The organism is Salipiger sp. ABN3_019 (assembly GCF_056158605.1).
In genome coordinates this window covers 2,499,063-2,512,489 of sequence record NZ_JBSWTP010000009.1, presented here as the reverse complement: position 1 = coordinate 2,512,489, position 13,427 = coordinate 2,499,063, and the positions used below count along the sequence as shown (strand labels likewise).

General features: G+C 64.5%; 14 protein-coding genes. All 14 read left to right on the top strand.

Features of this window, described 5'->3' with window-relative positions:
- Nucleotides 1–3: 3 nt before the first annotated feature.
- On the top strand, nucleotides 4–1,299 hold the full coding sequence (gene nuoF, locus ACXAD2_RS20285) for an NADH-quinone oxidoreductase subunit NuoF (RefSeq protein WP_164179060.1): 1,296 nt from the start codon (nucleotides 4–6) through the stop codon (nucleotides 1,297–1,299).
- Between the two features lie 4 nt (nucleotides 1,300–1,303).
- Complete coding sequence (locus ACXAD2_RS20280; RefSeq protein WP_475173746.1) at nucleotides 1,304–1,735, top strand: DUF5333 family protein; 432 nt, start codon at nucleotides 1,304–1,306, stop codon at nucleotides 1,733–1,735.
- Nucleotides 1,736–1,742: 7 nt separating this feature from the next.
- Entirely contained in the window at nucleotides 1,743–2,099 is a 357-nt protein-coding gene (locus tag ACXAD2_RS20275) for a hypothetical protein (protein WP_475173742.1), read from the top strand.
- A 128-nt stretch (nucleotides 2,100–2,227) separates the two neighbouring features.
- Entirely contained in the window at nucleotides 2,228–2,641 is a 414-nt protein-coding gene (locus ACXAD2_RS20270) for a DUF5333 domain-containing protein (RefSeq protein WP_475173739.1), read from the top strand.
- Between the two features lie 85 nt (nucleotides 2,642–2,726).
- Nucleotides 2,727–4,715, top strand: coding sequence for an NADH-quinone oxidoreductase subunit NuoG (gene nuoG / locus ACXAD2_RS20265; protein ID WP_475173734.1), 1,989 nt, complete (start codon nucleotides 2,727–2,729; stop codon nucleotides 4,713–4,715).
- Nucleotides 4,716–4,718: 3 nt separating this feature from the next.
- Entirely contained in the window at nucleotides 4,719–5,111 is a 393-nt protein-coding gene (locus ACXAD2_RS20260) for a hypothetical protein (protein ID WP_164179064.1), read from the top strand.
- 10 nt (nucleotides 5,112–5,121) lie between these two features.
- On the top strand, nucleotides 5,122–6,159 hold the full coding sequence (nuoH, locus tag ACXAD2_RS20255; RefSeq protein ID WP_164179065.1) for an NADH-quinone oxidoreductase subunit NuoH: 1,038 nt from the start codon (nucleotides 5,122–5,124) through the stop codon (nucleotides 6,157–6,159).
- Between the two features lie 6 nt (nucleotides 6,160–6,165).
- Nucleotides 6,166–6,660: an NADH-quinone oxidoreductase subunit NuoI gene (gene nuoI / locus ACXAD2_RS20250; RefSeq protein WP_066100823.1), complete on the top strand. Its 495-nt coding sequence runs from the start codon at nucleotides 6,166–6,168 to the stop codon at nucleotides 6,658–6,660.
- Between the two features lie 110 nt (nucleotides 6,661–6,770).
- The gene (locus tag ACXAD2_RS20245; protein ID WP_066100820.1) at nucleotides 6,771–7,178 is read left to right on the top strand and encodes a carboxymuconolactone decarboxylase family protein; all 408 of its coding nucleotides are present in this window, start codon (nucleotides 6,771–6,773) and stop codon (nucleotides 7,176–7,178) included.
- Nucleotides 7,175–7,783 (top strand): NADH-quinone oxidoreductase subunit J, encoded by a 609-nt coding sequence (locus ACXAD2_RS20240; RefSeq protein WP_475173724.1) that lies wholly within the window; start codon nucleotides 7,175–7,177, stop codon nucleotides 7,781–7,783. Before ACXAD2_RS20245 ends, ACXAD2_RS20240 begins: the two co-directional genes overlap by 4 nt.
- A gap of 122 nt (nucleotides 7,784–7,905) precedes the next feature.
- On the top strand, nucleotides 7,906–8,211 hold the full coding sequence (nuoK, locus tag ACXAD2_RS20235; protein ID WP_066100814.1) for an NADH-quinone oxidoreductase subunit NuoK: 306 nt from the start codon (nucleotides 7,906–7,908) through the stop codon (nucleotides 8,209–8,211).
- Nucleotides 8,212–8,217: 6 nt separating this feature from the next.
- A complete protein-coding gene (gene nuoL / locus ACXAD2_RS20230; RefSeq protein WP_475173719.1) occupies nucleotides 8,218–10,395 on the top strand; it encodes an NADH-quinone oxidoreductase subunit L in 2,178 nt (725 codons plus the stop codon).
- On the top strand, nucleotides 10,395–11,945 hold the full coding sequence (locus ACXAD2_RS20225; RefSeq protein WP_475173716.1) for an NADH-quinone oxidoreductase subunit M: 1,551 nt from the start codon (nucleotides 10,395–10,397) through the stop codon (nucleotides 11,943–11,945). The genes nuoL and ACXAD2_RS20225 overlap by 1 nt, the downstream gene beginning before the upstream one ends.
- Nucleotides 11,946–11,956: 11 nt before the next feature.
- A complete protein-coding gene (nuoN, locus tag ACXAD2_RS20220; protein ID WP_475173714.1) occupies nucleotides 11,957–13,399 on the top strand; it encodes an NADH-quinone oxidoreductase subunit NuoN in 1,443 nt (480 codons plus the stop codon).
- Nucleotides 13,400–13,427: the final 28 nt, after the last annotated feature.

The window sequence follows — 13,427 nt, the reverse complement described above, 5'->3', positions numbered from 1 at the left end:
GAGATGCTGAAGGACGAAGATCGGATCTTTACCAATCTCTACGGCATGCAGGATCGCTCCCTCGCCGGAGCGAAGAAGCGTGGCCACTGGGACGGCACGGCTGGCATCATCGCCAAGGGTCGCGACTGGATCATCGACGAGATGAAGGCTTCGGGCCTGCGCGGGCGCGGCGGGGCAGGCTTCCCGACCGGCCTCAAATGGTCCTTCATGCCCAAGGAAAGCGACGGTCGCCCGTCCTATCTGGTGATCAACGCCGATGAATCCGAGCCCGCGACCTGCAAGGACCGCGAGATCATGCGCCACGATCCGCACACGCTGATCGAGGGTGCGCTGATCGCGTCGTTCGCGATGAACGCCCATGCGAGCTACATCTACATCCGCGGCGAATACATCCGCGAGCGCGAGGCGCTGCAGGCGGCGATCGACGAATGCTATGACGCAGGCCTGCTGGGCAAGAACGCCGCTGGCTCGGGCTGGGACTTCGATCTCTACCTGCACCACGGCGCGGGCGCTTACATCTGCGGCGAGGAAACCGCGCTTCTGGAAAGCCTCGAGGGCAAGAAGGGCATGCCGCGCATGAAGCCGCCGTTCCCGGCGGGCGCAGGCCTCTACGGCTGCCCGACCACGGTGAACAACGTCGAATCCATCGCGGTCTGCCCGACCATCCTGCGCCGCGGCGCGACGTGGTTCTCGTCGTTCGGACGGCAGAACAACGCGGGCACCAAGCTCTTTGCCATCACCGGCCATGTGAACACGCCTTCGGTCTTCGAAGAGCAGATGTCGCTGCCGGTGCGCGAGTTGATCGAAAAGCACGGCGGCGGCATCCGCGGCGGCTGGGACAATCTCAAGGCGATCATCCCCGGCGGCGCGTCCTGCCCGATCCTGCCCAAGGACAAGCTCGAAGACGCCATCATGGATTTCGACTGGATGCGTCAGAACCAGTCGTCCTTTGGCACCGGCTGCATGATCGTAATGGATCAGAGCACCGATGTGGTGAAGGCGGTCTGGCGCCTGTCGAAGTTCTTCAAGCATGAAAGCTGCGGCCAGTGTACGCCGTGCCGCGAGGGCACCGGCTGGATGATGCGGGTGATGGACCGTCTGGTGACCGGCGATGCGGAGGTCGAAGAGATCGACATGCTGCTCAACGTGACCAAACAGGTCGAGGGCCACACCATCTGCGCGCTCGGCGACGCGGCGGCCTGGCCGATCCAGGGCCTGATCCGGCACTTCCGCGAAGAGATCGAAGACCGCATCAAGGCGAAGAAGACCGGGCGCATGGGCGCCATGGCGGCGGAGTGAACTGATGCGTGTGACTTATATGAACGGTGCTTTTGGTTTGATCGCCGCGCTGACGCTGGCGGCCTGTGCGGGCACGCCCTCGACCGGTGGCTTTGGCGGCGGCTCGGTGGCGAGCCGTTGGGAGAACCGGGTTGTGACGATTTCGATGGCCGAGCGTATTGCCGATGCCTGCCACGATCAGGGCATCTATCTGGCTGCCTCGCGCTACGGCGGGGCCGTGCACCGCGCCACCGAAGAGATGGCCGCCGAGGGCACCGATCGTGCGGCGCTGGAAGCGGCTTATCAAAATCAGGACTTTGGTGCGCTCTCGACGAAGATCGACAGCGAGATCGCCCGGCGCGGCGGCAATGAGGCGCAGCCCGCGTCGCTCTGCGCGCTCGGCGAGAAGGAAATCGCGGCGGGGTCCGATCTGGGCCAGACGCTGCAGAAGGGATGAACGAGTGATGGCACTGGCAAACAAATTGGCGGGTCGCAAACTGCGCGCGGGGGCCGCTCTGGCGCTGATCGCGGCGCTGGCGGCCTGCGGCACAAGCAAGGACGACCCGGAGTTCGGCGGTCTGAAGTTCCGCGCCGACACCAAGGCGTCCAGCCAAGACCGCGCGGCCTTTGCCGCCACGGTCAAGAACGCCGCCCGCGCGCCGCAACTGGCGGTGGATGCGGCGGTCTATGAAGGCACCAAATACTGCATTCACTTTCTGGGCACCTCCGACATCGCCTGGGCGGTGGACCCGGCGGCGCTGCGCGCGCAGCCGCGGCTTGCGGGAAGTGACCTCGTGCTGAGCGGACGCTGCGTGGAATGAGACAGAGCGCGCTCATATCTGGCGGATTCCCGGGTGGTTATTGCATAGCCGCACCCCGGGTCCCCACATTCCGTGACGAGGGAGTCCGCCTGTCGGCTGGCTCCACCTTTCGTCAATGGAGAGAAGATATGCGCAAGTTCAAAGCCGCTGCCGCCGCGATGCTGATCGGGCTCGGGGCACTTCCCGCTGCGGCCCAGACCAAGCCCCCGCTGGGCGAGGTGCGCGAGATTTACGACGGTCTGCTGGCGGTCGGTCTGGCGGATGAGATCCGCAAGCGCTGCGACAATATCGGCGCGCGGATGATCACCGCGATGACCACGCTCAACGCGCTGAAGAACCGGGCCCGCGCGCTTGGCTACAGCGACGAGGAGATCGAGGATTACGTGACCTCGAAGGCCGAGAAGAAGCAAATGCGCGCCGATGGCGAGGCCTATATGGCGGCCCGCGGCGTATCGCCCAAGGATACGGCCGGTCTGTGCCGCGTCGGGCTCGACGAAATTGCCAGGGGCAGCGCCATCGGGCGCCTCCTGAGGGAGAAATGATGCGACACGCGACGTGCATATCCCCCAGCGCCCTGCCGCAGGCGGCGGGAGCGTCGCGTGTGTCACCAGTCATGGGAAGATGCCAATGACCAACCTTCGTAAGATCATCATCGACGGCAAAGAGCTTGAGGTGGATGGGGCGATGACCCTGATCCAGGCCTGTGAAGAGGCCGGCATCGAAGTGCCGCGCTTTTGCTATCACGAGCGCCTGTCCATCGCGGGCAACTGCCGCATGTGCCTTGTCGAAGTGGTCGGCGGCCCGCCCAAGCCCGCGGCCTCCTGCGCCATGCAGGTGCGCGACCTGCGGCCCGGCCCCGAGGGCCAGCCGCCGGTCGTGAAAACCAACTCGCCGATGGTCAAGAAGGCCCGCGAGGGGGTGATGGAGTTCCTGCTCATCAACCACCCGCTCGACTGCCCGATCTGCGATCAGGGCGGCGAGTGTGACCTGCAGGATCAGGCGATGGCCTATGGCGTCGACTTCTCGCGCTTCCGCGAGGCCAAGCGGGCGGTCGACGATCTCGACCTCGGTCCGCTGGTCGAAACGCATATGACCCGCTGCATTTCCTGCACCCGCTGCGTGCGCTTCACCACCGAGGTGGCGGGGCTGACGCAGATGGGCCAGACCGGGCGCGGCGAAGATGCCGAGATCACCTCGTATCTGAACCAGACGCTGGATTCGAACCTGCAGGGCAACATCATCGACCTCTGCCCGGTGGGCGCGCTGGTGTCGAAACCCTATGCCTTCACCGCCCGCCCGTGGGAGCTGACCAAGACCGAGAGCATCGACGTGATGGATGCGCTCGGCTCGAATATCCGGGTCGACACCAAGGGCCGCGAAGTGATGCGCTTCCTGCCGCGCAACCATGATGGCGTGAACGAGGAATGGCTGTCGGACAAGAGCCGCTTCGTCTGGGACGGCCTGCGCCGCCAGCGGCTCGACCGCCCCTATATCCGCAAGGACGGCAAGCTGAAGCCCGCCACATGGCCCGAGGCGCTGGCCGCGGCGAGCGCGGCGCTGAAGGGCGCCAAGAAGGTGGCCGGTCTGGTGGGCGATCTCGCCCCGGTCGAGGCGGCCTTCTCGCTCAAGCAACTGGTCGAAGGGCTGGGCGGTTCGGTCGAATGCCGCACCGACGGCGCGCGGCTGCCGGTGGGCAACCGGTCGGCCTATGTGGGCAATGTGGCGGTCGAGGAGATCGACACCGCGAAAGAGATCGTGCTCATCGGCACCAACCCGCGCGACGAGGCGCCCGTGCTCAACGCGCGCATCCGCAAGGCATGGATCGCCGGGGCCGAGGTCAAGGTGATCGGCGAGGCCGCCGATCTGACCTATGACGCCACGCAGCTCGGCGCGGACCGCAAGGCGCTGGCTGACGCGAAGGTCTCGGAAGATGCCATCGTGATCGTCGGGCAGGGCGCGCTACGCGAGGCCGACGGTCTGGCGGTTCTGGCCGCGGCGCAGGCGCTCACCGGCAAGCTGCTGGTGCTGCACACCGCCGCCTCGCGCGTGGGTGCGCTGGACGTGGGCGCGGTGACCGAAGGCGGGCTCGAGGCCGCCACCAAGGATGCCGACGTGATCTACAACCTCGGTGCCGACGAGATCGAGATCGAGCCCGGGGCCTTCGTCATCTATCAGGGCAGCCATGGTGACCGGGGCGCGCACCGCGCCGACGTGATCCTGCCGGGCGCCGCCTACACCGAGGAAAACGGCCTTTTCGTCAACACCGAAGGCCGCCCGCAACTGGCCTTCCGCGCTGGGTTCGCACCGGGCGAGGCGAAAGAAAACTGGGCGATCCTCCGGGCCCTGTCCGCCGAGCTTGGCGCCAAGCAGCCGTGGGACAGCCTTGCGCAGCTGCGTCAGGCGCTGGTCGCCGAGGTGCCGCATCTGGCCCAGATCGACACGGTACCCGAGAACGAGTGGGTGCCGCTGGAGACGGACAAGCTGGGCGACGCGTCGTTCCGCAACGCGGTAAAGGATTTCTGGCTGACCAACCCGATCGCCCGCGCCTCGGTGCTGATGGCCGAGCTTTCGGCAAACGCAAAGGCCCGGCGCGACGCGCCGATGGCAGCCGAGTGATCCATGTCGCTGCGGATATCCCTTTCCCTTGCGGCGCTGGCCGCGCTGAGTGCCTGCGCGGAACCCGCGCCGGAGACAGCGCCTTTTGCGCCGCGCTACGAGGGGGTGGAGACGCGGCTGCTGGATGGCGATCTGGTGAATTTCTTCGTGGCCATGCGCGGCGCGCGCGGCTCGGAGGATGTAGAGAACTACGCAGATTGCGCCGCGGCGCAATATGCGCTGATCCGTGGCTACGGGTTCGCGCGTCATCTGCGGACGAATGTGTCGGAAGAGGGTGGCCTCTGGCGCGGAGATGCGGTTTACACCATCTCTGCGGCGCTGCCTCGCGGGCTCAAGACGATCGACGCGGAAGTCGTCGCGTCAGCCTGCGCCGAGAACGGAATACCGATGGTGTGAGGGACACTTGATGGCAGACTTCTTCGCAACGCCCTTCGGCATCTTCATCCTAGTGCTCGCGCAAACCCTTGCGGTCGTGGCCTTCGTGATGATCTCGCTGTTGTTCCTGGTCTATGGCGACCGCAAGATCTGGGCCGCCGTGCAGATGCGGCGCGGCCCCAACGTCGTGGGGGTGTTCGGCATTCTCCAGTCGGTGGCGGACGCGCTTAAATACATCCTCAAGGAAGTGGTGATCCCAGCGGGCTCTGACAAGGCTGTCTTCCTGCTGGCGCCGATCATTTCTTTCGTGATGGCGATGATCGCCTGGGCGGCGATCCCGTTCAACGACGGCTGGGTGCTCGCCGATATCAACGTGGCGATCCTCTACGTGATGGCGATCAGCTCGCTCGAGGTCTACGGCGTGATCATGGGGGGCTGGGCGTCCAACTCGAAATACCCGTTCCTCGGCTCGCTGCGCTCGGCGGCACAGATGATCTCTTACGAGGTGTCGATCGGCCTGATCATCATCGGCGTGATCATCTCTACCGGCTCGATGAGCTTTGGCGACATCGTGCGGGCGCAGGATGGCAGCTTTGGCCTGTTCAACTGGTACTGGCTGCCGCATTTCCCGATGGTCTTCCTGTTCTTCATCTCGGCGCTGGCCGAGACCAACCGCCCGCCGTTCGACCTGCCCGAAGCGGAGTCGGAACTGGTGGCCGGTTATCAGGTGGAATATTCCTCGACGCCCTTCCTGCTGTTCATGGCAGGTGAATATATCGCGATCTTCCTGATGTGCGCGCTGACCTCGCTGCTGTTCTTCGGCGGCTGGCTGTCGCCGATCCCCGGCCTGCCTGACGGCGTGCTGTGGATGGTCGCGAAGATGGCGTTCTTCTTCTTCATCTTCGCGATGGTGAAGGCGATCACCCCGCGCTACCGCTACGACCAGCTGATGCGCCTGGGCTGGAAGGTCTTCCTTCCGTTCAGCCTGTTCTGGGTGGTCTTCGTGTCCTTCGCGGCGAAATTCGGATGGTTCTGGGGCATCTTCGCCCGCTGGACCACGGGAGGTTAAGCAACCATGGCATCGATCGATTACGGCCGGGCAGCAAAATATTTCCTGCTGGCAGACTTCATCAAGGGCTTCCAACTGGGGCTGAAGTACTTCTTCGCCCCCAAGCCCACGCTGAACTACCCGCATGAGAAGGGCTATCTGTCGCCGCGCTTCCGCGGCGAGCACGCGCTGCGCCGCTATCCCAATGGCGAAGAGCGCTGCATCGCCTGCAAACTCTGCGAGGCGATCTGCCCGGCGCAGGCCATCACCATCGACGCCGAGCCGCGGGACGACGGCAGCCGCCGCACCACGCGCTACGACATCGACATGACGAAATGCATCTACTGCGGCTTCTGCCAAGAGGCCTGCCCGGTGGACGCGATCGTCGAGGGGCCGAACTTCGAGTTCTCGACCGAGACCCGCGAGGAGCTGTTCTACGACAAGGACAAGCTCCTGGCGAACGGTGAGCGCTGGGAAGCCGAGATCGCCCGCAACCTCGAGCTTGACGCTCCATATCGCTGACGCCGCAGGGGAGGAGAGCAGATGACCGCCAGTTTTGACCAAGCCCGGACCGAGGCCCGCCGCACCCGCGCGCGGGGCATTGCGCGGCTTGGCCATGCAGGAGATCAGGCATGAGCGATCCCAAAACCCCCTTCGAGCTGATGATGACGCAGGCGCAGGAGATGGCGAAAGCCTTCAACCCCGCGCTCGAGAGCTTCGCGCCCAAGGAATACGAGAAACTCTGGCCGACCATGCCCAAGGACATCATGGAGTTCTGGTTCGGCAAGGGCATGTCCAAGGATGGGCTCGACGCCAAGACCCGGCTGCTGCTGACGCTGGCCGGGCTGACCATGCAGGGCGCGCAGGCTGACACGCCGGTGCGCATGACCGTGCGCCACCTGATCGAGGCCGGCGCCACCAAAGACGAGATCGCCGAGACCATCGCCCATATGTCGATGTTCGCTGGCATACCCGCCATGACCCGCGCCATGGAGCTTGCGCGCGAGGTGATGGAAGACAACGAGGATAACGCAAAATGATGGTGTTCGCCTTCTACCTCTTTTCGCTCTGCGTGATCGTGGGCGGGCTGCTCACGGTGATCGCCCGGAATCCGGTGCACTCGGTGCTCTGGCTGATCCTCTCCTTCCTCAGCGCGGCGGGGCTCTTCGTGCTGCTGGGCGCCGAGTTCGTGGCGATGCTGCTGATCATCGTCTACGTCGGCGCGGTGGCGGTGCTGTTCCTCTTCGTGGTGATGATGCTGGACGTGGACTTTGCCGAACTGCGCGCGGGCATGGCGAAATACATGCCGCTGGCGCTGCTCATCGGCGTGGTCATCCTGATGCAACTGGGCATGGCCTTTGGCGGCTGGGAAGCCTCGGAACTGGCGGCGAGCCAGCTGACGGCACCGACGCCCGCGCCCGAAGAGATGCAGAACACCGTCGCGCTCGGCGTGCTGCTCTATGACCGCTACTTCCTGCTGTTCCAGCTGGCGGGGCTGATCCTGCTGGTCGCCATGATCGGCGCGATCGTCCTCACGCTGCGCCACCGTACCGACGTCAAGCGTCAGAACGTGCTGGCGCAGATGTGGCGCGATCCGGCCAAGGCGCTGGAACTGAAAGACGTGAAGCCCGGGCAGGGGCTCTGAATTACACCCTGCCGCGCCCCCCGGGAGGGGCGGGCGCTGCGGGCAACGGGATATGACGCGGACCCACCCGACAAAGGGCCGCGAGGGACTTGAAGGATCGGGGCAATGACCCGGAGGGATGCATGATCGGACTTGAACATTACCTGACGGTGGCGGCCGTGCTGTTCGTCATCGGGATTTTCGGGATTTTCCTCAATCGGAAGAACGTGATCATCCTGCTGATGTCGATCGAGCTCATTCTGCTCTCGGTCAACATCAATTTCGTCGCCTTCTCGTCCTTTCTGGGCGATCTCGCGGGGCAGGTCTTCACGCTCTTCGTGCTGACCGTGGCGGCGGCCGAAGCCGCCATCGGCCTTGCGATCCTCGTCTGCTTCTTCCGCAACCGCGGCTCGATCGCCGTGGAAGACGTCAACGTGATGAAAGGCTGACCGCCCATGGAGACGATTATTCTCTTCGCCCCGCTGCTCGGGGCCGTGCTGGCGGGGTTCGGCTGGCGCTTCATCGGCGAGAAGGGGGCCATGTGGGTCACCACCGGCCTGCTGTTTCTGGCCTGTCTGCTGTCGTGGATCGTGTTCCTCTTCCTCGGCGAGGCAGAGACCATCCCGCTGTTCCGCTTCATCGAAAGCGGCACGCTCAGCACCGAATGGGCGATCCGCTCGGACCGTCTGACGGCGATCATGCTGATTGTGGTCACCACGGTCTCGGCGCTCGTGCACCTCTACAGCTTCGGCTACATGGCGCATGACCCGCAGTTCAAGGAAGGCGAGAGCTACAAGCCGCGCTTCTTTGCCTACCTGTCGTTCTTCACCTTCGCGATGCTCGCGCTGGTGACCTCGGACAACCTTGTGCAGATGTTCTTTGGCTGGGAAGGCGTGGGCGTCGCGTCCTATCTGCTGATCGGCTTCTACTACAAGAAACCCTCGGCGGGGGCTGCGGCGATGAAGGCCTTCATCGTCAACCGTGTGGGCGACTTCGGCTTCCTGCTCGGCATTCTTGGCCTCTTCTTCCTCACCGACTCGATCCGCTTTGACGACATCTTCGCGGCGGCGCCGCAGCTGGCGGAAACGCAGCTGACCTTCCTCTGGACCGACTGGAACGCGGCGAACCTGCTGGCCTTCCTGCTGTTTGTCGGCGCCATGGGCAAATCGGCGCAGCTCTTGCTGCACACATGGCTGCCCGACGCGATGGAAGGCCCGACCCCGGTGTCGGCGCTGATCCACGCCGCGACCATGGTGACCGCCGGTGTCTTCCTCGTCTGCCGCATGTCGCCGCTGATGGAATACGCGCCCGAGGCGATGGCCTTCGTCACCTTCCTTGGTGCCACCACCGCCTTCTTCGCGGCGACGGTCGGCCTCGTGCAGAACGACATCAAGCGCGTGATCGCCTATTCGACCTGTTCGCAGCTCGGCTATATGTTCGTGGCGGCGGGCGTCGGCGTCTACTCGGCGGCGATGTTCCACCTGCTGACCCACGCCTTCTTCAAGGCGATGCTGTTCCTCGGTGCTGGCTCGGTCATCCACGCGATGCACCACGAGCAGGACATGCGGAACTACGGCGGTCTGCGCGGCAAGATCCCCTATACCTTCTGGGCGATGATGATCGGCACGTTGGCGATCACCGGCGTTGGCATCCCGCTCACCCACATTGGTTTCGCCGGTTTCCTGTCGAAGGATGCGATCATCGAGAGCGCTTGGGCAGGCACCGCGGGCGGCTATGCCTTCTGGATGCTGGTCATCGCGGCGCTGTTCACCTCGTTCTACTCGTGGCGCCTGATCTTCCTGACCTTCTACGGGCGTCCGCGCGGCGACAAGCACACGCATGAGCACGCGCATGAAAGCCCCAAGGTCATGACCATTCCGCTGGCGGTTCTTGCCGTGGGCGCGGTCTTTGCCGGGATGGTCTTCTACGGGCCGTTCTTTGGCGACCATGAGAGGGTGAACCGTTTCTTCGGCATCCCCGCGCATCATGCAGAAGCTTCGGAAGAGGGGCATGGTGAGGCGGCAGGCGAAGCTGCGGGCGAAGAGCACGCGGCCACCGAGGCGCATGGCGAAGACACCGCCGTCGCCACCGAAGAGCATGGCGCCGAGGCAGCCGCCGCAGAGGGCCACGCCGAGGAGGGCCACGCCGAAGAGACTACCCATGTGGCCACCGGCATGGCGCCCGAGGGTGCGATCTTCATGGGGCCGGACAACCACGTCATGGATGAGGCGCACCACGCGCCGGTCTGGGTGAAGGTCTCGCCGTTCTTCGCCATGCTGATCGGCTTTGGCGTCGCCTATCTCTTCTACATCGTGAATCCGGCGCTGCCGAAGCGGCTCGCAGAGAACCAGCGCCCGCTGTATCTCTTCTTGCTGAACAAGTGGTACTTCGACGAGATCTACGACTTCATCTTCGTGCGGCCAGCCAAGGCGATCGGGCGCTTCCTGTGGAAGCGCGGTGACGGCAATGTCATCGACGGCTCGATCAATGGCGTGGCGATGGGGATCATCCCCTTCTTCACCAAGCTCGCGGGCCGCGCGCAGTCCGGCTACATCTTCACCTACGCCTTCGCCATGGTGATCGGCATCGCCGTTCTGGTCACCTGGATGTCGATCCTCGGAGGGGCTCACTAATGGCCAACCTTCTTTCCATCGTCACCTTCCTGCCCGCGCTGGCGGCGCTGATCCTCGCGCTCTTCCTGCGCGGCGGCGACGCCGCGGCGGACCGGAACGCCAAATGGCTCGCGATGATCGCCACCTCGGCGACCTTCGTGATCTCGCTGTTCATCCTGTTCCAGTTCGACGCGTCGAACCCCGGCTTCCAGATGGTGGAGACCGGCAGCTGGATCATGGGCATGAGCTACAAGATGGGCGTCGACGGCATCTCGGTGCTGTTCGTGATGCTCACCACCTTCATGATGCCGCTGGTGATCCTCGCCTCGTGGGACGTGAAGGTGCGGGTCAAAGAGTATATGATCGCCTTCCTGCTGCTCGAGACGCTGATGCTCGGCGTGTTCATGGCGCTCGATCTGGTGCTCTTCTACCTGTTCTTCGAGGCGGGCCTGATCCCGATGTTCCTGATCATCGGCATCTGGGGCGGCAAGAACCGCATCTACGCTTCGTTCAAGTTTTTCCTCTACACCTTCCTCGGCTCGGTGCTGATGCTGGTGGCGATCGTGGCGATGTATGCCGATGCGGGCACGCTGGATATCCCGACGCTGCTGACCCATGAGTTCTCGACCGCGGGCTTCTCGGTGCTGGGCATCCATATCGTCGGCGGTCTGCAGACGATGCTGTGGCTGGCCTTCTTCGCCTCCTTCGCGGTGAAGATGCCCATGTGGCCGGTGCACACCTGGCTGCCCGACGCGCACGTGCAGGCGCCCACGGCGGGCTCTGTGGTGCTGGCGGCGATCCTGCTGAAGATGGGCGGCTATGGCTTCCTGCGCTTTTCGCTGCCGATGTTCCCGGTGGGTTCGGAAGTGCTGGCGCCGCTGGTGTTCTGGATGTCAGCCATCGCCATCGTCTACACCTCGCTGGTCGCGCTGGTGCAGGAGGACATGAAGAAGCTGATCGCCTATTCGTCGGTCGCTCACATGGGCTATGTGACGCTGGGCATCTTTGCCGCCAACCAGCAGGGCATCGATGGCGCGATCTTCCAGATGATCAGCCACGGCTTCGTGTCGGGCGCGCTCTTCCTCTGCGTCGGGGTGATCTACGACCGGATGCACACCCGCGAGATCGACGCCTACGGCGGCCTCGTGAACCGCATGCCCGCCTATGCGCTGATCTTCATGTTCTTCACCATGGCCAACGTCGGGCTGCCGGGCACCTCGGGCTTCGTCGGGGAATTCCTGACCATGATGGGGATCTTCCAGGTCAACACCTGGGTGGCGCTCTTTGCCGCCTCGGGGGTGATCCTGTCGGCCTCCTACGCGCTGTGGCTCTACCGCCGCGTGGTGTTCGGCGATCTCATCAAGGAAAGCCTCAAGACCATTCAGGACATGACCCCGCGCGAGCGCTGGACCTTCGCGCCGCTGGTCGTCATGACCCTGTGGCTGGGGGTCTATCCGGCCGCCGCGCTGGACATCATCGGCCCGTCGGTCGAGGCGCTGGTCAACAATTATGATACGGCCGTGGCGGCCGCCGATCTCGGCGGCACCACCGTGGCCGAAGCGAACCACTGAGGGGACGGGGCATGATCTCGGCTGATCTGAACACAATCCTTCCGGAGATCCTGCTGGCGGTCTACGCCATGCTGGCGCTGGTCGGGGCGGTCTACACCGGCAAGGACAAGCTGGCCCCGGCGCTGGTCTGGGCCACCGCGGCGGTGATGGTGATCCTCGCGCTGTGGATCGGCACCACGGCAAGCGGCACGCGCCCGGCCTTCCACGGCATGTTCGTGGATGACGCCTTCTCGCGCTTTGCCAAAGTGGTGATCCTCGTCTCGGCGGCCTGCGTGCTGGTGATGGGCCTGGGCTTCATGCAAAAGCAAAAGCTGCTGCGCTTTGAATACCCGGTGCTGGTGGCGCTCTCGACCGTGGGCATGATGGTCATGGTCTCCTCGGGCGATCTGATGACGCTCTACATGGGGCTCGAACTGATGTCGCTCTCGCTTTACGTGGTCGCCTCGCTGCGCCGCGACAGCGAGATGTCCACCGAGGCCGGCCTGAAGTATTTCGTGCTGGGCGCGCTATCGTCGGGCATGCTGCTCTACGGTGCCTCGCTGACCTACGGCTTTGCCGGCACCACGCTTTACTCGGGCATCATCAACGCCGCCTCCGAGGGGCATCTGTCGATCGGGCTGCTGATCGGCCTCGTGCTGATGATCTCGGGCTTTGCCTTCAAGGTCTCGGCGGTGCCCTTCCACATGTGGACCCCCGACGTTTATCAAGGCGCGCCGACGCCGGTCACCGCCTTCTTCGCCACCGCGCCGAAGGTTGCGGCCATGGCGCTCTTCGCCCGCGTCATGCATGACGCCTTCGGCGGCGCCGTGGCGGACTGGAGCCAGGTGGTCGCGCTGATCGCCGTGCTGTCGATGTTCCTCGGCTCCATCGCCGCGATCGGCCAGACCAACATCAAGCGCCTGATGGCCTATTCCTCGATCGCCCATATGGGCTACGCGCTGATCGGCCTTGCCGCGGGCACCGAGGCCGGCGTCGAGGCGATGCTGATCTACATGGTGATCTATGTGACGATGAACGTCGGCACCTTTGCCTTCATCATGTTGATGAGCAAGGACGGCCAGCCGGTCGCCGATATCACCGCACTGGGGATGTACTCCAAGCGCGAGCCGGGCAAGGCGCTGGCCATGCTGGTGCTGCTGTTCAGCCTCGCCGGTGTGCCGCCGCTGCTGGGCTTCTTTGCCAAGCTGGGCGTCTGGCGCGCCGCCATCGCCGAAGACATGGTCTGGCTGGTGGTCGCCTCCGCCGTGGCCTCGGCCATCGGGGCGTTCTACTACCTGCGCATCGTCTTCTACATGTACTTCGGTGAAGACCGCGAGGATGCGCTGGACACCGGCGGCTCGCCGATCCTCTGGGGCTTCCTGATGGTCTCGGCGGTGATCATGGTGGCCGGGGTGGTGAACCTCTTCGGCATCGAGGGGCCTGCGGCCGCGGCGGCAGCCACCCTTGTCAACTGAGCCCCAACTCAGGTACGAGCCTTCGAGT

Coding starts and splice junctions, on each gene's coding strand:
- ACXAD2_RS20245 (WP_066100820.1), top strand. CDS start 6,771: ATGAGCGATCCCAAAACCCCCTTCGAGCTGATGATGACGCAGGCGCAG.
- nuoF (WP_164179060.1), top strand. CDS start 4: ATGCTGAAGGACGAAGATCGGATCTTTACCAATCTCTACGGCATGCAG.
- nuoG (WP_475173734.1), top strand. CDS start 2,727: ATGACCAACCTTCGTAAGATCATCATCGACGGCAAAGAGCTTGAGGTG.
- ACXAD2_RS20270 (WP_475173739.1), top strand. CDS start 2,228: ATGCGCAAGTTCAAAGCCGCTGCCGCCGCGATGCTGATCGGGCTCGGG.
- ACXAD2_RS20280 (WP_475173746.1), top strand. CDS start 1,304: ATGCGTGTGACTTATATGAACGGTGCTTTTGGTTTGATCGCCGCGCTG.
- nuoK (WP_066100814.1), top strand. CDS start 7,906: ATGATCGGACTTGAACATTACCTGACGGTGGCGGCCGTGCTGTTCGTC.
- nuoL (WP_475173719.1), top strand. CDS start 8,218: ATGGAGACGATTATTCTCTTCGCCCCGCTGCTCGGGGCCGTGCTGGCG.
- ACXAD2_RS20275 (WP_475173742.1), top strand. CDS start 1,743: ATGGCACTGGCAAACAAATTGGCGGGTCGCAAACTGCGCGCGGGGGCC.
- nuoI (WP_066100823.1), top strand. CDS start 6,166: ATGGCATCGATCGATTACGGCCGGGCAGCAAAATATTTCCTGCTGGCA.
- ACXAD2_RS20260 (WP_164179064.1), top strand. CDS start 4,719: ATGTCGCTGCGGATATCCCTTTCCCTTGCGGCGCTGGCCGCGCTGAGT.
- nuoH (WP_164179065.1), top strand. CDS start 5,122: ATGGCAGACTTCTTCGCAACGCCCTTCGGCATCTTCATCCTAGTGCTC.
- ACXAD2_RS20240 (WP_475173724.1), top strand. CDS start 7,175: ATGATGGTGTTCGCCTTCTACCTCTTTTCGCTCTGCGTGATCGTGGGC.
- ACXAD2_RS20225 (WP_475173716.1), top strand. CDS start 10,395: ATGGCCAACCTTCTTTCCATCGTCACCTTCCTGCCCGCGCTGGCGGCG.
- nuoN (WP_475173714.1), top strand. CDS start 11,957: ATGATCTCGGCTGATCTGAACACAATCCTTCCGGAGATCCTGCTGGCG.